Consider the following 19175-nt stretch of genomic DNA (forward strand, 5'->3'; position numbering starts at 1 on the left):
ATGCGGGATGATGAACAATGGTTCGTATGAGTGACACGAGAGAGTTTAATATTAATAAACAATCGATTCAGGAGCTTTGCGGACCCGCTGCTTATATGAGAGGGGATGCATATTTCCGCTCTGGTCAAGTGCAAGCCATAAAGAGAGAAGCTGATGGCGCGGGTTATCGGGCCATTGTGAAGGGCTCTAGTCGCAATCGATACGAGGTTGAAGTTGCAATTAACGAAGATGGTGAAATTGGTGCATCATGCGAATGTGCAGACTATTCACCCTTGTCCTTCTGTAAGCATATCGCTGCCGTCCTGCTTTCACTGGCTGATGCAGTAGCAGAAGAGCCACCTGCTCAGGAGGAGGTCATTTCCGAAAAGGACACACACCTTACTAAGCAGGTTATTTTTTTGTTCGATCGGGCCTTAAGTCGTCAGGCCGAAGATTCGCTTAATGCTAGTGATGATGATTTTCTTGACACACAGTCACTTGAGGTGGAGTTTTCCTGTAAAATCGTCAAAAGCTTCTCTAGCAAGCCAATGTTCGCGGTCTCAATGAAAATAGGGCTTAGTCGGCTTTATATCGTCCAAAGAATTAAAGATTTTCTTAAGCATGTTGATGCAGGCACCGCAATGGTGTTCGCAAAGCATTTCTCCTATGATCCGATGGAGCATGCATTTAAGGAATTTGATAATCGTTTTATTAAGCTTATGGTCGAAGCGATGCATGCTGAGGAGATCTATAAGGATTTGTTCCATTCCTTCTCTTCTTACTCGCACAGAGAAGAGCGGATTCTAATGATACCTCCTGCGATTTGGGAGGAAATGCTTCCGCTACTGGAGCACGTCAATATCAGCTTTGAAGATAAACATGTCGGCACCCACCGCATGGAGCTGATGGAAGGGACGCTTCCCATTTCCGTGCAGCTGAATAAGGCTGGGGGAGAGGGTTATCAGCTTGAAATCGAGGGGCTTAATCATTCGATTTTTATGGATAATTACGGGGTTGCCATTGTAAATGGACTTCTCTTTAAATCTGATCCCGAGCAGTTAAAGCGGATTTCCGAGCTGAAGAAAATGTTCCATTACGAAAAAAATACCCGTTTGCTCATAGCTCCTAATCAAATAGAAGAGTTTATTGATCGGGTCGTCAGAGGTTTAAAACAGTTCGTTCATGTTGAGATCTCTCCACAAATCGCCGATCGCATCGTTAATCCACCGCTTAACGCTCGCTTGCATTTAGATTTCGAGGACGAGCGGCTACTGGCAAGGCTCGAATATGTTTATGATGATATGATCATTACACCATTGCCGCAGAAGGCGATGATGAATGCTCGCGAAGATGTCATTCTGATGAGGGATCTTGATCGAGAGAATCGAATTATGACGCTTATCGAGAGGTCCTACTTCAAGTTCAATGGGAAAGATGTGTACTTGGATCAGGAGGACGACATTTACGATTTTCTCTATTCTATCTTGCCTCAATTGGGCGACGATGTAGAGGTTTATGCAACAAGCTCCGTGAAAAATGTCATGCGAACCGTCGACTACCAGCCTAAAGCTCGACTTGATGTTGATGTTGGGACTAATTGGCTGGAAGTGTCGTTTGACATGGAGGGGATGGACGAACAGGAAATTCAGAATCTCCTTCGTAATCTAGTTGAGAAGAAGAAATATTATCGCATGCCAACCGGAGAATTTCTTTCCCTAGAGCAGGAACGATTCAGAGAAATTAACCGTTTGTTTGAGGAGCTTGATCTGAGAAAGCCGGAGATGAATGGCAATCGCATCCGTATGCCGGCCGCTCGTGGATTCCAGCTTATGGACCAGTTCAGCAAATCTTCAGGCGTGCAGCTAGGCAAAACATTGCGTAAGCTCTGGGATAATTTGCGGAATCCAGACAATCTTGATTTTGAGATGCCTACCGGCTTAGATCCGATTCTTCGCGATTACCAGAAGTATGGTTTCCAATGGCTAAAGACGTTGTCCTATTACCGTCTAGGCGGCATTCTGGCAGACGACATGGGTTTAGGTAAAACCATACAAAGTATTGCTTACATTGTGTCTGAGACGGCTAAGCCCCTTGAAGAGGGCAGCGTAGCTTCTCCTGTGCTTATCGTTTCTCCTGCCTCGCTTATCTATAACTGGGAGCGAGAGTGCAAGAGGTTCGCTCCAGAGCTTAGAACTGTAGTGGCAGCAGGGGATCGCCAGGAACGTAGCGAGCTCATGTCCGATATGAAAGATGTGGACGTTTGGATTACCTCGTACCCGTTGTTGCGTAGAGATATTGAATGGTATGAAAAGCAAAATTTCAGTACTCTATTTCTCGATGAGGCACAGGCTATTAAGAATCATGCGTCCTTGACCTCTCATGCTGTTAGACGTTTGCAGGCTGGGCAACGCTTTGCCTTGACGGGGACTCCTATCGAAAATTCAATTGACGAGCTATGGTCGATTTTTGATGCGATTTTCCCAGGCTTATTCAGCGGCAAGAAATCGTTCTCGGATTTACCTCGAGAGAAGGTTGCCAGAATTGTGCGTCCTTTTATTCTTCGCAGGCTGAAGAGTGAAGTGCTCACGGAGCTGCCTGATAAAATCGAGAGCGTACAGCCTTCTGAGCTGTCCACAGAACAGAAGCAGCTCTATCTCGCTTATTTGGAGAAGCTCCAGAACGATATTGTTCAGGATTTGGCTACGGAAGGCGGCTTCCAGAGAAATCGGATGAAAATTTTGGCTGGTCTCACCCGGTTGCGGCAGCTGTGCTGTCACCCTGCGTTATTCGTCAGCGGATACGAGGGGACTTCCGGGAAGCTGGAGCAACTTCTTGAAATCATCGAGGAATGTCAGGGCAGTAACAAGCGGATGCTTATCTTTTCCCAGTTCACATCGATGCTGGACATTATCAGGAAAGAGCTTAACGGACGTGATTTGCCGTACTTCTACTTGGATGGCTCAACACCTTCCGTTCAGCGCTTGGAAATGTGCGACGAGTTTAATGGAGGAGCGCGGGACATTTTTCTTATCTCTCTTAAAGCGGGAGGCACGGGTCTGAACCTCACGGGGGCTGACACCGTAGTTCTATTCGATTTATGGTGGAACCCCGCTGTGGAGCAGCAGGCGGCTGACCGAGCGCATCGTATCGGGCAGAAGAAAGTCGTGCAAGTCATTAAGCTTGTCGCGCAAGGAACGATTGAAGAGAAAATGCTTGAGCTCCAGCAACGCAAAAAGGATTTGATCGACGAGGTCATCCAGCCGGGCGAAGCCGCATTATCAACACTGACTGAAGATGATATACGTGAGCTGCTAGAGATTTAAGCTTCTCGTCTCATAGGCTGTCTGCGAGGGAATAACTCGTGGGCAGCTTTTTCATTTGGGTATTCCATTCCCTTCCTATCGCCTGACTCATCTCGAGTACCGTGTACCGCCGCCTAACGCAACTCGAGTGCCGGGTATCACCATCTAAAGGATCTTGAGTGCCGTATTACAACGCCTACCGCCTTTCGGGCTTCTTGGCTAACGAACCGTGTTGTGCTTATTATCGATAAAATGACTATATATTTTTTCTAATGAACTTCATTGGCGTTAATGAGTCATAAATAGGAGGAACGGAGTTACTTTGCTGGATATAAGGTGTCTGGAGTTTGTTACAATATAAAACCATTAGATTTTGAGCAAATAAGAGTTATTGAGTTCGTAAGCAGAATGTTAACTGCCAGAAGAGCAGAAGCGGTGAAAAACATCGCTAATCTCATTTCAAGTCCTCCGCCAAGCAGTAAGTACGATGAAAAACATCGTACTGCGGGGCAGCGACATTTATTTAAGCAACCAAACCAGCAGGAAGCGATGAAAAACATCGCTAATCTCATTTCATGCCCTCCGCCAAGCAGCGAGTACGATTAAAAACATCGTACTTCGGGGCAGCAACATTTATTTGAGTAACCAAACCAGCAGTAAGCGATGAAAAACATCGCTAATCTCATTTCAAGCCCCCCACCAAGCAGTAAGTACGATTAGAAACATCGTACTTCGGGGCTACGGCAGTCACTTGAGTAACCAATCAAGCAGGAAGCGATGAAAAACATCGCTAATCAAACATCAATCCCCCTCCCTACCACCAAGCCAGAAGTACGATTAACATCATCGTAGTTACCTCAATCCCACACCAGCATATCGTTTTTAATTACTGCACAAAAAGATGGAAGTTGTGGCTCTTTAATGACTATATCCACCTGCATTCGGGCAATACTACCATGTATAGCCCGGGTGCCGGTTTTTTTGACTTATCAGCAAGTATAGAATTTCAATACTTCTCTGATATGTCTCCGACATAAACGTTGAACGCCGTGAAAGGACGACGTCAGCCATTTATGCTTGTCTTTGCAAACAAAAGCCGTACTCACTAAGGCGTGATCGGGGAGGATGATTCAAATGACTTTAGGTACAATTCTTATGCTTGTTCAAGTCTTTTTCGCCGTTGTTATCGGTATATACTTTTGGAATTTACTGCGCAATCAGAAGAGCAATCGAAGCGCGGTAGACCGGGAGTCGCGCAAGGAGATGGATAAGCTAAGAAAGCTTCGTTCGATTTCCTTGACCAAACCCCTTTCCGAAAAAACAAGACCGGCCTCGATAACGGAAATTGTTGGGCAGAAGGAGGGGCTGCGAGCGTTAAAAGCTGCTCTATGCAGTAGCAATCCGCAGCACGTTCTTGTGTATGGACCTCCCGGTGTAGGCAAAACAGCAGCGGCAAGGGTCATTTTGGAGGAAGCGAAGAAAAATAAGCTTTCCCCCTTTCGCTCAGAAGCCAAGTTTACTGAAATCGACGCCACTACGGCTCGATTCGATGAGCGTGGAATAGCCGATCCTTTAATTGGCTCCGTGCATGATCCGATATATCAAGGAGCAGGAGCAATGGGTGTTGCGGGAATTCCGCAGCCTAAGCCAGGCGCGGTGACGAAAGCCCACGGAGGCATACTTTTTATAGACGAAATCGGTGAACTGCACCCCATTCAGCTGAATAAGCTGTTGAAGGTGCTGGAAGATCGCAAGGTTTATCTGGAGAGCGCATATTATCATGCCGAGGACTCTAACATCCCGATGTACATTCATGATATTTTCCAAAATGGGCTTCCTGCTGATTTCAGGCTAGTTGGTGCGACAACAAGATCGCCTAACGATCTTCCTCCTGCTCTTCGTAGCCGGTGTATGGAAGTTTATTTCAGACCTCTGCTTCCCTCAGAAATTGGCCAAATTGCAGAAAATGCGATACACAAAATCGGGTTTGGTCCCCAGCCGGAAGCCTTGGAGGTCGTTAAGAGGTATGCAACGAATGGACGGGAAGCGGTTAACATCATCCAACTAGCTGCAGGGCTAGCGCTATCGGAAAATCGAGATGAGCTTAGTGCTTCAGATGTGGAGTGGGTAGTCAACAGCAGTCAATTGCCTCCTCGTCCTGATCGTAAAATTCCATTAATGCCACAAGTCGGACTTGTGAACGGGTTAGCGGTATACGGTCCAAGCATGGGGGCTCTTCTGGAAATCGAAGTAACGGCTATTCCCGCTGTAGCAGGACGAGGTCAATTTAATATTACGGGTGTCGTGGAGGAAGAGGAGCTTGGTGGTGGTCAAAGGACTTTGCGTCGTAAGAGCATGGCTAAAGGGTCCTTGGACAATGTACTAACCGTATTAAGACGTAATAACTTCCAGCCGGAAAACTATGATTTACATATTAATTTTCCGGGTGGGACACCCGTTGATGGCCCTTCAGCAGGGGTAGCGATGGCTGTTGCAATTGCTTCTGCAATTATGAAGCAGCCTGTCGACAATAAGCTAGCTATGACAGGTGAAGTAAGTATACACGGAAGCGTTAAGCCGGTTGGGGGAGTCGTCGCTAAGGTTGAAGCGGCTTTTCAGGCCGGGGCAGATACTGTTATTATTCCGAAAGAGAACTGGCAAGTTATTTTCGAAGGGCTTGAAGGGGTTAAAGTTATCCCGGTTGACAGAATGGAGGACGTATTCCTTCATGTGTTCGGGGAGCAGATGACCTGGATGGAGCCGGAATGGCAGGTTAATGAGCTACCTGTTGCTGTTGATGCCTTCGCTGCAGCTCCAACAGGATCTGTTCTTCATGCGCGCACGTCCCATGCAGAGTCCCGTGTAATAGACGGATTGAATCACCCGATTGAAGGGTAAACTTTAAGTGAATTTCAAAGAGTCATCCATTGAGATGGCTCTTTTTTTGCGGCGAGCGAATACATTTGATACAATGACTGGAGTGTTTGAATTCGTTCCAGAACTGCGAGGTGCGTCAATTATGGGTTCGAGCAAACAGAAAAGCCGTTCCATTCCCCTGCTACCCTTAAGAGGGCTGCTCGTGTATCCAAGCATGGTGCTTCACCTGGATGTCGGTCGGGAGAAGTCCGTTAAAGCATTGGAGCAATGTATGATCGATGATCACATGATATTGCTTTGTTCCCAATCGGAGATAAATATCGAAGAACCGACACAGGAAGATATTTATCAGGTCGGTACGATAGCTAAAGTCCGTCAAATGCTAAAGCTGCCTAACGGAACGATCCGTGTTCTTGTTGAAGGCGTTAGTAGAGCGGAGATTGAGCAGTATCTGCCCAATGAGAATTATTATGAAGTGCTTGCCCACGAGCTACAAGAAGGACAAACAAATGATTCTGAGCTAGATGCTTTAATGCGTGCTGTGCTCAGCCAGTTTGAGCATTATATTAACTTATCCAAGAAGGTGACTCCGGAGACGCTTGCCGCTGTTTCAGACATTGAGCAGCCTGGTCGGTTAGCGGACGTTATTACCAGTCATCTGTCGCTGAAAATAAAAGATAAGCAAGAAATTCTAGAGACCATCGAAGTCCGTCCGCGTCTTGAGAAGCTGCTTGATTTCCTGAACAATGAACGGGAAGTGCTGGAGCTTGAGCGCAAGATTAGTCAGCGCGTCAAGAAGCAGATGGAGAAAACCCAGAAGGAATATTACCTTCGCGAGCAAATGAAGGCTATTCAGAAGGAGCTAGGCGATAAGGAAGGCCGCGCAGGAGAGGTCGAGGAACTGAGGTCCCAGCTTGCTGAGGCTGAGCTGCCTGAGAAAATTTTCGCCAAAGTCGAGAAGGAAATCGATCGACTGGAGAAAATGCCTGCATCCTCTGCAGAAGGAGCAGTTATCCGGACATATGTAGAGTGGCTGCTGGCTTTACCTTGGAGCAAGCTAACAGAAGATGATCTTGATATCGCTAATGCAGAGAAGATCTTGGATGATGAGCATTATGGTCTAGATAAGCCGAAGGAACGCGTGCTAGAATATTTGGCCGTGCAAAAGCTTGTTAAGAAGCTCAAAGGTCCGATCCTATGCTTAGTAGGCCCTCCGGGAGTCGGTAAAACATCCTTAGCTAAGTCCATTGCTAAGTCTCTAGGACGCGAATTCGTTCGTATTTCCCTTGGGGGCGTACGGGATGAAGCAGAGATTCGTGGCCACCGCAGGACATATGTCGGCGCGATGCCGGGTAGAATTCTCCAAGGAATGCGTAATGCCGGATCCGCTAACCCTGTATTCCTTCTAGATGAGATTGATAAGATGGCCATGGATTTCCGTGGAGATCCTTCGTCTGCATTGTTGGAGGTACTGGATCCTGAGCAAAATGCCACATTCAGCGATCATTATATCGAGATGCCCTTCGATCTCTCTAATGTCATGTTCGTAACTACGGCTAACGTCGTGCACAATATTCCTCGTCCTTTGCTGGATAGGATGGAGCTTCTTCACGTTCCCGGTTATACTGAGCTTGAGAAGCTACAAATTGCAGAGCGTCATCTTCTTCCGAAGCAGAAACGGGATCATGGACTTGAAGAAGACCAACTCGTGCTGGATAGCGATGCACTTATGGCCTTGATTCGTCATTACACTCGCGAGTCTGGTGTCCGTAACATGGAGCAGCAATTAGCTTCTTTGTGCCGTAAAGCAGCCAAAGCAATTGTCGCAAACGCTGAAGCATCCCCATTCGTTATCAATACGGAGAGGCTGAAAGAGCTTTTAGGGCCACCGAGATTCCGGTTTGGAATGGTTGATGAAGAAGATCAGATTGGTGCTGTTACAGGTCTTGCCTGGACTGAGGTTGGCGGGGATACTCTTGTCATTGAGGTCACGGTTATGCCAGGAAGCGGAAAGCTGACATTAACGGGCCAATTAGGCGACGTGATGAAGGAGTCAGCACAGGCTGCATTCAGCTATACCCGCAGTCGGGTGAAAGAGCTTGGCATTGATCCGCAGTTCCATGAGAAGAATGACATCCATATTCATATTCCTGAAGGTGCCATTCCTAAGGATGGACCATCCGCGGGTATAACACTTGCTACAGCTTTAATATCAGCGCTAACCAATCGGAAAGTATCTCGAGAAGTAGCAATGACCGGTGAAATTACGCTAAGAGGACGTGTACTGCCAATTGGCGGACTCAAGGAAAAATCATTGGCTGCGCATCGAGCCGGGATTAAGAAGGTATTAATGCCGCACGACAACGAACGGGATTTAATCGATATTCCAGAGAGCGTTCGAGCTGGTATGACATTCGTGCCCGTAGCACATATGGATGAAGTGCTGCTTCATGCCTTATCCGAGTCGTCAAGCCCTGTTTCTAGCGATGCCGGGCAAGAAGAGAATGAATTGCAGGCGGACGCTTCGGCTATCCGGACTAACGTGAACGACGAGCCGGAAGAAACGCCGCCGCTGGGCACACACTGATAGGAGACGTCATGTATTATGAAGATCAAGCAAAGCGAATTTGTAATTAGTGCGGTAGGTCCGAGCCAATTTCCGGAAGATGGTATTCCGGAAGTGGCTTTGGCTGGTCGTTCTAATGTAGGTAAGTCCTCCCTCATTAATAAAATGTTACTTCGCAAAAACCTAGCACGAACAAGTGGGCAACCAGGTAAGACACAAACACTGAACTATTACAAAATTAATGGAGACGGTGTGCTTTATTTCGTTGACTTTCCAGGCTATGGCTATGCTAAGGTTTCTAAAACCGAACGCGAGGCTTGGGGGAAAATGATTGAAAGATATTTAAGGGGACGGGAACCCCTTAAATTAGTGTTGCAATTAGTAGATCTGCGTCACCCTCCGTCTGCTGAAGATCAAAGAATGTATCAATGGCTTTCTCATTACGAGATTCCAATGGCAGTTGTGACAACAAAGGCGGATAAAGTATCACGCTCTCAGTGGCCTAAGCATATTAAAATTATTCGCCAAACATTGGGAATGCCTGGACATGTTCCGCTCGTCTTATTTTCCTCGGAAACGGGACAAGGTAGAGATGAATTGTGGAGCTTGATCATAAAATCGGCAGAAATACAGCTTAATTCCCCCTCTGAACCCCTTAATATTGTGCAGGAAACAGAGGATAACGGTTAAAGTTCTGGCAGGAACGCGGAATGAATCGTTAAATAAGAATGCCTGGGAAGCCATGGGGCCAATGCTCCATGGCTTTTTCGCACATTTTGAAGGAAAGAGCTAGGCTATCTTAGTCTCTTCTTGCTATTAAGGAATACTAAGGCAGGAAGTCGCCGACAATAGGATGAGGTTATTTCATAAAGTTTTCATATTTGAAGCTAATGAGGCTGTCTTACTGTGCTATAATAATCGTTGACATACAGGTTAGCTCTTACTCCTACGCAGAAAGTCAGGTGAATGTTCGTGCATCTTATCGTTGTCGGATTAAATTATCGTACTGCTCCGGTGGAAATACGGGAACGCTTTGCGCTATCGGAACGGGAGATGCCGCTTGCCCTCCAGGCATTTAAACGGACGACTGGCATTCTTGAAGGAGTTATTGTAGCAACCTGCAACCGGACGGAAATTTATGCTGTGGTTGACAGACAGCAATTATGCGGCCATTATATCCGAGCTTTTATGGAGCAGTGGTTTAAAATCTCTCGCAAGGAATTTAACTCGCATCTATACATGTACGAGGATGATCGTGCTGTTGAGCACCTGTTCCGGGTTACAAGCGGATTGGATTCTATGATCATAGGCGAAACGCAAATATTAGGACAGGTTAGAGATGCGTTCCTGCTCTCTCAGGAGCAGCAAGCTACGGGGACAATATTCAACCGACTATTCAAACAGGCGATCACATTGGCTAAACGTGCCCACTCGGAAACATCAGTTGGAGAGAGCGCGGTATCTGTCAGCTATGCGGCTGTAGAGCTTGGTAAACGAATATTCGGACGCTTCGATGATAAGAAGGTTATGATTATGGGTGCCGGCAAAATGAGTGAATTAACGGCCCAGCATCTTCATAGCAACGGTGCTAAAGAGGTTTTCGTTGTAAATAGAACTTTAGAGAAAGCCCAGGAGCTTGCAGAAAAGTTTCAAGGCTCCGCTATGGGTATGGAAGAAGCAGTCAATCGGCTCAAGGATACAGATATCGTCATAAGCAGCACAGGGTCTGAACAATTTGTTATTACTCGTAAGCAGATTGAGGCAGCAATGGCTGGACGTAAGAAAAAGCCGTTATTTCTCATTGATATCGCTGTACCACGTGATATCGAGCCATCGTGCGGAGATGTATCTAATGTTTTCCTCTACGATATCGATGATCTGGAAGGTATTGTACAAACTAACATGGCTAAACGTCGTCAGGAAGCCACTATCATTGAAGAGATGATCGTTGAAGAACAGGAAGCTTATCGGCAATGGTATTCGACTCTTGGAGTTAGTCCTTTAATTCGGGCGTTGCAGGAGAAGGCCGGAGCCATCCAAGAAAATACGATGGAAAGCTTGCTTCGGAAGCTTCCTGAGCTTGATGAGCGTCAAGTAAAGGTTGTGCGTAAGCTTACTAAAAGTATTGTTAATCAAGTTATCCATGATCCTATTTTACGGATTAAGGAGCTTGCTGCTGAGAAACGTAGCGACGAGGCATTAAAGCTTTTCGTTCAATTGTTTGCCTTGGAGGACGAGGTAGCACATCTGAAAGCGGAAGAAAAAGCCGTGGAGAAATCGAGGAAGGAAGCAACCTCTTCCAAAGGCTTGGAGGCTACATCGAGCTCGGGCTTGGATGTCGAAAAATTGCTTTCGCAGCTTGCGGGAGCCCTTCGATAATGCGAGGGATGCTGGAGGCGTTGCTCCCATGATCACACAAGATTTATTAACCGATGCTGTACTTTATATATACGCCCTGAGTCTGCTTTTTTTCGTGTCCGACGCCGCTTCTGGCAACCGGAGCGCCAAGAAGGTAGGAACAGGGCTACTTATTTTTGTTTGGGTTCTGCAGGGTGCCTTTCTATTAGACTTGTTAATCGAACGATTTTCCGCACCAACCTTAACGTTGAAAGATTATTTGTTTTTCGTGTCATGGCTGCTCGTTTCGGCCTCATTCGTGCTTAATCGGATAATACGTGCTGAAATACTTGTGTTGCTAGTTAATGCAGTCGGGTTTGCAGTGCTTGCACTCAATTTAATAGGGCGTTCGAAGAGGACGGTGGAGCTGGCGCCTTGGGAAGTGGCAAGACGTCTGCTCATTGTCCATGTCAGCCTAATTACATTGGCTTTTGCCATCCTTACAGTAACAGCGTTGCTCGGAGCCATGTATATTTTCCTCCATCGAAGACTTAAGGCTAAGAAGTGGACGCACGTGATGAGTAGGATGCCTAGCTTGGAATGGATCGATCAATATGCTTATAGAACTGGACTGATAGGGGTTCCCTTGCTGCTGCTGTCTTTATCGACAGGAACTGTAGCTCTCTTGTTAGGGAGTGATCCGATACAGCTATGGGATGGGAAGGTACTACTATCATTCGGAGCAGGGATATTGTACGTGATTTATTTGATTCGCAGACTAGTCTCGAATGATGACGGTGCCAAGCTAGCCTTATGGAATTTGTTAGGGTATGCTTTATTGGTTGCCAGCTTTTTCGTAAGCTCGTTATCCTCCTTCCATCGTTTGGTATAGATTCATTGTGAGAGGTGAGTTAACCGTGTCAGAATGGTATCCCATGATGATGAAGATTGAGGGACGAAGGTGTATTGTTGTTGGTGGTGGCAAGGTTGCTGAGCGCAAAACGGAAGGGCTTTTGCAGGCTAAGGCCAATGTAACAATAGTTAGTCCCAGGCTAACTCCCCTTCTGCAGCAATGGTCTGAGGCAGGCTCACTGCATTGGATAAAGCGTGAGGCGGTGGAGGCTGATCTTACAGGTGCCACTCTCATTTTCGCAGCGACAGATCTTCCAGAAATAAATAAATGGGTGTTCGAGGTGGCAGAAGGGCTAGCTATTCCCGTAAACATTGCGGATGATGGTGAATTAGGGAGCTTCATTAACCCAGCGGTACTGCGAAGAGGGGAATTAGTGCTAACCGCTAGTGCTTCAGGTGCAGGACCGGCGTTAGCCACTCGAATTATTCAAGAGCTGTCTGCTCAATATGGTCCCGAATATAAGAGGTATATAGAGACTTTAAGAGCCATCCGAGCAATTGTAAAAGATGAGGTGGCGGATGCATCTGAACGGCGCGCACTTCTTAAGGCTGCCGTGACGGATGAAGCATTGCAGGAGTGGCAATCAGGTTCCTTGCTTCAAGACAAGGAAAGATTGATTGCTCGATTAAGGCAGAGAGCAGATGAGCTGAAGGGATAGATAACATATGCGGAATATTATAGTTGGAACAAGACAGAGCACGCTTGCGGTTACACAAACGAATCAAACGATACAATTGCTAAAGGATCTCTGTACTCAAGAGAATTTGCCCTATACATTTGAAGTGAAGTCTATTCTGACACGTGGCGATCGTATATTGGATGTTACTCTTTCGAAGGTAGGCGGAAAGGGTTTGTTCGTTAAAGAGATTGAAGATGCACTAATGAACGGTGAAATCGATCTAGCTATTCATAGCATGAAGGACATGCCTTTTGAGCTTCCTGAAGGCTTAAGAATAGGCGCTGTGCCGAAGAGAGAAGATCCTCGTGATTGCTTGATTAGCAAGGATGGCAAAAGCTTGAAGGATTTACCACAAGGTGCTCGGATTGGAACAAGCAGTCTTAGGAGGGCCGCACAATTACATGCTTATCGCCCGGATCTGCAAATTGAGTCCCTTCGGGGCAATATTGACACGCGCCTTCGCAAGCTAGTGGATGAAGGGTTTGATGCAATTCTATTAGCTGCAGCAGGCTTGCATCGGATGGGCTGGAAGGATCGCATCACGGAATATCTTGAGCCAGAAGTATGTTTACCAGCAGTAGGACAAGGGGCTTTAGCGATCGAGTGTCGTAGCGACGATTCTGATGTACTTGGCTTGCTTAGTCGTGTGAATGACGCTGTCACTGAACGTACGGTTGCAGCAGAGCGTCGGTTGTTAGGGCTATTGAACGGCGGATGTCAGGTGCCGATTGGTGCTTACGCAGAAATAGAAGCGGCTGGTCAAGATGCTGAGCTACACTTAACGGCAATGGTTGCTTCCCCAGACGGTGCTCGTGTGTTAAAGAAAGTGGCTACCGGTTTCGATCCGGAGCAGGTGGGCTCTGAGGTTGCGAAGCAATTGATTGAGCTCGGTGCGGACAGCATTCTTGCGGAAGCGAGGGAATAGTCGTATGACCAAAGGTAAGGTTTATTTGGTCGGTGCAGGTCCAGGTGATCCGAAGCTCATTACGGTGCGTGGCCTAGAAGCGCTCAAGCGGGCTGAGGTTGTTGTGTTTGATCGTTTGGCAGGGCCTCAACTGCTTAACCACGCGCGTCCCGATGCTGAACATATATATGTTGGTAAGCTTCCTGATCGGCATACGATGAAGCAGGAGGAAATAAATCAGCTGCTAGTGGATTTGGCTCTCCAAGGCAAAACCGTCGTACGATTGAAAGGCGGAGATCCTACCGTTTTCGGACGAGTGGGGGAAGAAGCCGGCTTACTGCAGAAAAATGGCATTATTTTCGAGATCATTCCAGGAATTACATCGGCTATAGCAGTACCTGCATATGCAGGAATTCCCGTAACTCATCGCGATTGGGCATCTTCCTTTTCTGTTATTACAGGTCATGAAAGCCCGGACAAGCTAGATCACTCTATCTATTGGGATAAGGTTACGAACGCAACGGGCACATTGGTGTTTCTAATGGGCGTTGCCAAGATAGGGTACATTAGTGAGCAATTAATTAAGCATGGTCGTTCGTCAGATACGCCAGTAGCGCTCGTTCAGTGGGGCTCAAGGGCAGAGCAGAGAACGCTTGTGGGCACGCTTGAGGATATCGCTGACAAGGTGAAAGCTGCCAATCTAAAGCCGCCTGCGGTTATTGTTGTAGGTGATGTCGTTCGGCAACGCGAAACATTATCTTGGATTGAGAAAAAGCCGCTATTCGGTCAGCGGATATTGGTTACTCGTGCTCGCTCACAAGCAAGTGATTTAGTTTCCAAGATTGATGAGCTCGGTGGAGAGCCTTATGAGTTTCCTATTATTGAAATAAAGCTGCCATCATCCCAAGATAAACTACAAGCAATCGAAGCAGCTTTAGGACGAGCAGAGGAATACGATTGGGTCATGCTGACTAGTGTGAACGGTGTGGATTATTTTTTCCAGTGGTTAGATCGTTATGGAGTCGACATCCGACGGTTTCACCGCGCTAATTTCGCAGCAGTTGGACCTAAAACAGCTGAAGCGCTTGCTTTAAGAGGCATTCGGGCAGATTTACTTCCTGAAAGCTATCATGCGGAGAGCTTACTGGAGAGCTTGGACAGCTTAATCGGTTCTGGGGAAACGGCATTGCTCCCAAGAGGAGATCTTGCTAGGGCTATGCTTCCTCAGGAACTGAGAGAGCGAGGCGTTCAGACGGTTGAGATCGATATCTACGAAACAGCTATGACCGCTCCTCGCGACCTATGGCTCCCGGAGATGCTGGCAAACGGTGAAATTCACGTCATTACTTTTACAAGCTCATCCACCGTCATAAATTTACTTGAAGCGCTGCGTCAATTAGGTGTTACTAACCCTGCTGAGGCTTTGCAAAATATAGAGATTGCCTGTATCGGTCCAGTAACCGCGAAGACGGCTGAAGATAATGGGCTAAAGGTAACTGTTGTTCCGGATAAGGCAACAATAGATGGGTTAGTGGAAGCGCTCGTGGACAGACGACGCGTATTGAAAGGAGAATGAGAGTATGGCTTATCCTTTAGTTAGAAACCGTAGATTAAGAAGCTCGACTGCGTTGCGCAATCTCGTCAGGGAAACAACGATAGGGGTAAACGACTTTATAGCGCCTATATTCGTTACGGAGGGCGTAGGAGTTAAAGATGAGATTACATCGATGCCGGGCGTTTACCATTGGTCGCTGGATACGATGGAACAGGAGCTTCGAGAAATTGTAGACTTAGGAATTCAAGCGGTTCTCCTATTTGGAGTTCCTGACCATAAGGATGCGACTGGTACGTCGGCGTATGAGGATAATGGAATTGTACAGAAGGCTATTCGGAAAATAAAATCTATTTATCCAGATTTGGTTGTCATCGCGGATACCTGCCTGTGCCAGTTCACGGATCACGGGCATTGCGGCGTTGTCCATACAACAGAGTGCGGAGCACAAATCGACAATGACGAATCGTTAGTGCTACTTACTAAAGCTGCAGTTTCGCAAGCGAAGGCAGGCGCAGATATTATCGCTCCTTCCAATATGATGGATGGCTTCGTAGCTGCAATCCGCCAAGGGCTTGATGAGGCAGGCTTTACTAACATCCCGATTATGTCTTATTCTGTTAAATTTTCATCTGCCTATTACGGTCCATTCCGTGAAGCGGCTCATTCCTCGCCTAAATTCGGTGACCGGAGAACCTACCAGATGGATTCTGCGAATGCTCGGGAAGCTTTGCGAGAAGCACAGGCCGATGTGGAAGAAGGAGCAGACTTCTTAATGGTGAAGCCTGGATTAGCCTATCTTGACATCATCAGAATGCTTAGGGATCGTTATACTTTACCTATTGTTAGTTATAACGTGAGTGCGGAATACTCTATGGTTAAAGCAGCTGCTATGCAGGGATGGATTGACGAAAGAGCAATCGTGCTGGAGACGTTGTTAGGTATGAAACGTGCGGGTGCTGACCTGATCATAACTTATCATGCTAAGGACGCTGCTCGTTGGTTACAAGAAAATTAGACAGTAGGAAGTGACGAATATGAGTGATAACTATCGAACACGCGTGGATTCGCGCTCTAAAGCTGCTTTTGAACAGGCAAAGCGTTTCATTCCAGGGGGAGTTAACAGCCCGGTACGCGCATTTAAATCAGTCGGTCTAACTCCTCTTGTCATTGATCGAGGGGCAGGAAGCCGCATTACAGATATCGATGGCCAAACCTATATCGATTACGTGTTATCCTGGGGGCCGCTAATTGCAGGACATGCTCACCCCGAGGTAGTGGAGGCTATTAAGCGCACAGCGGAGAAAGGGACGAGCTTTGGAGCCCCTACAGAGCTGGAAACCTTAATGGCTGAGCTCGTCTGCGAGCGTGTGCCATCCGTTGATGTTGTAAGGATGGTCAACTCTGGGACTGAAGCGACGATGAGTGCGCTTAGACTGGCCCGGGGTTACACTAAGCGGAGTAAAATACTGAAATTCGAGGGCTGCTATCACGGACATGCAGACAGCTTGCTCATTAAAGCTGGCTCCGGTGTCGCTACGCTAGGTCTACCAGACAGTCCAGGAGTGCCTGAAAGCGTTGCTTCTCATACACTAACGGTTCCTTACAATGACTTAGCTGCCGTTAAGCTAGTATTTGAGCGTTATGGTGAGGATATTGCTGCGATTATTGTTGAGCCGATAGCAGGAAATATGGGGGTTGTGCCACCGTTGCCTGGGTTCCTAAGTGGATTGCGAGAATTGACGACTGCTTATGGTAGCCTGCTTATTTTCGATGAGGTTATGACTGGCTTCCGTGTTCACCGCAATTGCGCACAGGGCTTATACGAAATTACGCCAGATTTGACCTGCTTAGGTAAAGTCATCGGAGGCGGGTTACCGGTAGGCGCTTATGGTGGTAAGAGAGAAATTATGGAGCATATGGCTCCGGTAGGTCCTATCTATCAAGCAGGGACGTTATCAGGAAATCCCCTTGCCATGGCAGCTGGCTACACGACGCTGAAGCTAATGACTGAGGATGCCTATCAGCTATTGGAGCGCTTGTCCGTTCGTCTTCAAGCTGGACTTGAGCGCAATGCAAGTGAAACCGGTATTCCTATGACCATCAACCGTGTAGGGTCCATGGTTTGTCCTTTCTTCACGGATAAGCATGTCATTAACTATGATGTAGCTAAAACCGCCAATACAGAGCGCTTCCGTACCGTCTTCCGCAGGCTGTTGGACAATGGTGTCAATATTGCTCCATCTCCGTTCGAAGGATGGTTTGTGTCCATCGCCCATACCGAAGAAGATATCGATCAGACCATTGCTGCACATAGAGCTGCTTTGTTAAAATTATAGTCGTTTAATTAAAGCAATCCCTTCTAAGTTTTGAGGGGGTTGCTTTTTTTTTTGAGGAATGCAACCTGTCTGGCAGCATATAGATAATTAGTGAATTGTAAAAGCCCCGCTCTAATCAATCGGGCGCTTATGCCGAAAGGAGGACTTCGTCGTGACGGACCAGTTGAACGGGTTGCGATTCGATATTTACGAGCGTGTACACCTGCCTGACGATGTAGCCGCAATCGAAGAACTGGAAGAAATTGAATTGGTGCCCCATATGCAGGCACTGCCGCAAGACGATCAAGTGCTGTTAAGAGGTCATTTGTTATTATCGGGAATTTATCGATCGCAGGACTCGCCGGGTGTGTCCCAACTGGAGCATTGGATTCCAGTAGAAATTTCGTTGCCGCTGAATCGGATTCAAAGCGTTGAAGAATTGGCTGTAGAAATTGATAACTTTGACGTAGATTTACTGACGACTCGGTCTTTGAACGTAACGGGTGTACTGGCTTTAAGAGGATTACAGGTTCAATCCCCTCAGGCTCCGATTTGGAGGGATGACAGCTTTACGGTAGTGCATCAAGCGGAGTCGCTGCATGAAGAAAGTGAACTGCCGAGAGAGCAGCTTGGACTGGCTGAAGCACAATCTTTAAGCATAAATGAGTATGTGCCAGCAGGAGATGTGGAATTAACGGAAGAGGAACGCGATGATGATTGGTACTTGGAGTCCGAGACAGAAGCTTTAATCGGTGACAGCCCTCAAGAAAACACTTGGCTTACGATGTTTCAGAATTCAGAGGAATTTAGGAAAGGGCTGGAGGCTAATCCCAATTCCGAATTTAATGCGAATCCCAATCCCAATCTTGCCGCTAATAACGATCCGTTCAAGGCGTCTCAGTGGGGAGATGTAACTCAAGTACGTGTTGAAGAGCAGCGAGAACGTGTTGAAGGGCTGCAAGAGCATGCTGTAGTGCAGCAAGAACATGTTGGAGAGCATCAAGAGTATATTGACGTGCATCAAGAGCTGGTTGTGAATCAGGTAGCTGAATATGAAGATAGGCCAGAGCTGAAGGTTGCATTGGGCGGTAAACCTCTAGATTCGAATGTACAAGTGCAGCAACTACAACAGCAATCTGGTGTCGGATTATTGTCTCAGCTGGGTGAGAAGGGTGCGAAGCGAGAGGCGGAGCTCAAAATATATGAGGCTGCACAAGCTGAGGAAAAAGCACTTGCAGCAACTCATCCAACGAGCAGTAGTGGCGATGAGCTTGAATGGACCAGGCTATTTTTAACGAGCAGTGCACAAGCCCAGTCCTTCCGTAAAGTTAAAATGTGCATTGTACAGCGTGAGGAAACGTTGGATTTAATAGCTAATCGTTACAATGTGCAGCCACGAGAGCTTCAGCTCCATAATCGCCTGAACGACCCTTACTTATCGGAAGGCCAAGTCCTCTATATTCCATAAAGTCCAAGACAAACCGCTGCTCCTCTCAAGGGAGTTAGCGGTTTTCTTGCGTAATTAGAAGTTTATTAGTCCGTTCTCAGCGGCTCACCAAAGCCCGGATTCCCACCAATAGTCCGCTCTGAGCGTCTTGCAACTCCTCGAACCCCGGTTTTCCACCAATTAGTCCGTTCTCAGCGTCTTGCAGCTCACCAACCCCCGGATTCCCACCAATTAGTCCGTTCTCAGCGTCTTGTAGCTCACCAAAGCCCGGATTCCCACCAATTAGTCCGTTCACAGCGGT

14 protein-coding genes are annotated in these 19175 nt (G+C 47.1%); 13 read left to right on the plus strand and 1 reads right to left on the minus strand.

Annotated elements, in window-relative coordinates:
* Positions 1-17 precede the first annotated feature (17 nt).
* From KCTCHS21_RS09415 to KCTCHS21_RS09475, 13 genes are all read left to right on the plus strand, one after another.
* Positions 18-3302, plus strand: a complete 3285-nt coding sequence (locus tag KCTCHS21_RS09415; protein ID WP_232058138.1) for a DEAD/DEAH box helicase — start codon at positions 18-20, stop codon at positions 3300-3302.
* 387 nt (positions 3303-3689) lie between these two features.
* Positions 3690-3887 (plus strand): hypothetical protein, encoded by a 198-nt coding sequence (locus tag KCTCHS21_RS30860; protein WP_130607093.1) that lies wholly within the window; start codon positions 3690-3692, stop codon positions 3885-3887.
* Between the two features lie 528 nt (positions 3888-4415).
* A complete protein-coding gene (gene lonB / locus KCTCHS21_RS09425; protein ID WP_130607095.1) occupies positions 4416-6179 on the plus strand; it encodes an ATP-dependent protease LonB in 1764 nt (587 codons plus the stop codon).
* A 121-nt stretch (positions 6180-6300) separates the two neighbouring features.
* Complete coding sequence (gene lon / locus KCTCHS21_RS09430; RefSeq protein ID WP_130616425.1) at positions 6301-8745, plus strand: endopeptidase La; 2445 nt, start codon at positions 6301-6303, stop codon at positions 8743-8745.
* An 18-nt stretch (positions 8746-8763) separates the two neighbouring features.
* Entirely contained in the window at positions 8764-9414 is a 651-nt protein-coding gene (yihA, locus tag KCTCHS21_RS09435) for a ribosome biogenesis GTP-binding protein YihA/YsxC (RefSeq protein WP_130607097.1), read from the plus strand.
* 282 nt (positions 9415-9696) lie between these two features.
* On the plus strand, positions 9697-11103 hold the full coding sequence (gene hemA / locus KCTCHS21_RS09440) for a glutamyl-tRNA reductase (protein WP_130607099.1): 1407 nt from the start codon (positions 9697-9699) through the stop codon (positions 11101-11103).
* A gap of 28 nt (positions 11104-11131) precedes the next feature.
* Positions 11132-11953 (plus strand): cytochrome c biogenesis protein CcsA, encoded by an 822-nt coding sequence (gene ccsA, locus KCTCHS21_RS09445; protein WP_157993998.1) that lies wholly within the window; start codon positions 11132-11134, stop codon positions 11951-11953.
* A gap of 25 nt (positions 11954-11978) precedes the next feature.
* Positions 11979-12632, plus strand: a complete 654-nt coding sequence (locus KCTCHS21_RS09450) for a precorrin-2 dehydrogenase/sirohydrochlorin ferrochelatase family protein (protein ID WP_130607103.1) — start codon at positions 11979-11981, stop codon at positions 12630-12632.
* A 7-nt stretch (positions 12633-12639) separates the two neighbouring features.
* Positions 12640-13578, plus strand: a complete 939-nt coding sequence (gene hemC / locus KCTCHS21_RS09455) for a hydroxymethylbilane synthase (protein WP_130607105.1) — start codon at positions 12640-12642, stop codon at positions 13576-13578.
* A gap of 4 nt (positions 13579-13582) precedes the next feature.
* A complete protein-coding gene (cobA, locus tag KCTCHS21_RS09460) occupies positions 13583-15133 on the plus strand; it encodes a uroporphyrinogen-III C-methyltransferase (RefSeq protein ID WP_130607107.1) in 1551 nt (516 codons plus the stop codon).
* A 4-nt stretch (positions 15134-15137) separates the two neighbouring features.
* The gene (gene hemB, locus KCTCHS21_RS09465; protein WP_130607109.1) at positions 15138-16127 is read left to right on the plus strand and encodes a porphobilinogen synthase; all 990 of its coding nucleotides are present in this window, start codon (positions 15138-15140) and stop codon (positions 16125-16127) included.
* A gap of 19 nt (positions 16128-16146) precedes the next feature.
* Positions 16147-17448, plus strand: a complete 1302-nt coding sequence (gene hemL / locus KCTCHS21_RS09470) for a glutamate-1-semialdehyde 2,1-aminomutase (protein WP_130607111.1) — start codon at positions 16147-16149, stop codon at positions 17446-17448.
* A gap of 151 nt (positions 17449-17599) precedes the next feature.
* Entirely contained in the window at positions 17600-18895 is a 1296-nt protein-coding gene (locus KCTCHS21_RS09475) for a LysM peptidoglycan-binding domain-containing protein (protein ID WP_232058139.1), read from the plus strand.
* Positions 18896-18971: 76 nt separating this feature from the next.
* On the opposite strand, the gene KCTCHS21_RS09480 is transcribed toward KCTCHS21_RS09475, so the two are convergent.
* Complete coding sequence (locus tag KCTCHS21_RS09480) at positions 18972-19169, minus strand: hypothetical protein (RefSeq protein WP_130607113.1); 198 nt, start codon at positions 19167-19169, stop codon at positions 18972-18974.
* Positions 19170-19175 lie beyond the last annotated feature (6 nt).

This window comes from Cohnella abietis (assembly GCF_004295585.1).
Classification (GTDB): domain Bacteria; phylum Bacillota; class Bacilli; order Paenibacillales; family Paenibacillaceae; genus Cohnella; species Cohnella abietis.

Coding starts and splice junctions, on each gene's coding strand:
- KCTCHS21_RS09415 (WP_232058138.1), top strand. CDS start 18: ATGGTTCGTATGAGTGACACGAGAGAGTTTAATATTAATAAACAATCG.
- KCTCHS21_RS30860 (WP_130607093.1), top strand. CDS start 3,690: ATGTTAACTGCCAGAAGAGCAGAAGCGGTGAAAAACATCGCTAATCTC.
- lonB (WP_130607095.1), top strand. CDS start 4,416: ATGACTTTAGGTACAATTCTTATGCTTGTTCAAGTCTTTTTCGCCGTT.
- lon (WP_130616425.1), top strand. CDS start 6,301: ATGGGTTCGAGCAAACAGAAAAGCCGTTCCATTCCCCTGCTACCCTTA.
- yihA (WP_130607097.1), top strand. CDS start 8,764: ATGAAGATCAAGCAAAGCGAATTTGTAATTAGTGCGGTAGGTCCGAGC.
- ccsA (WP_157993998.1), top strand. CDS start 11,132: ATGATCACACAAGATTTATTAACCGATGCTGTACTTTATATATACGCC.
- hemC (WP_130607105.1), top strand. CDS start 12,640: ATGCGGAATATTATAGTTGGAACAAGACAGAGCACGCTTGCGGTTACA.
- cobA (WP_130607107.1), top strand. CDS start 13,583: ATGACCAAAGGTAAGGTTTATTTGGTCGGTGCAGGTCCAGGTGATCCG.
- hemB (WP_130607109.1), top strand. CDS start 15,138: ATGGCTTATCCTTTAGTTAGAAACCGTAGATTAAGAAGCTCGACTGCG.
- hemL (WP_130607111.1), top strand. CDS start 16,147: ATGAGTGATAACTATCGAACACGCGTGGATTCGCGCTCTAAAGCTGCT.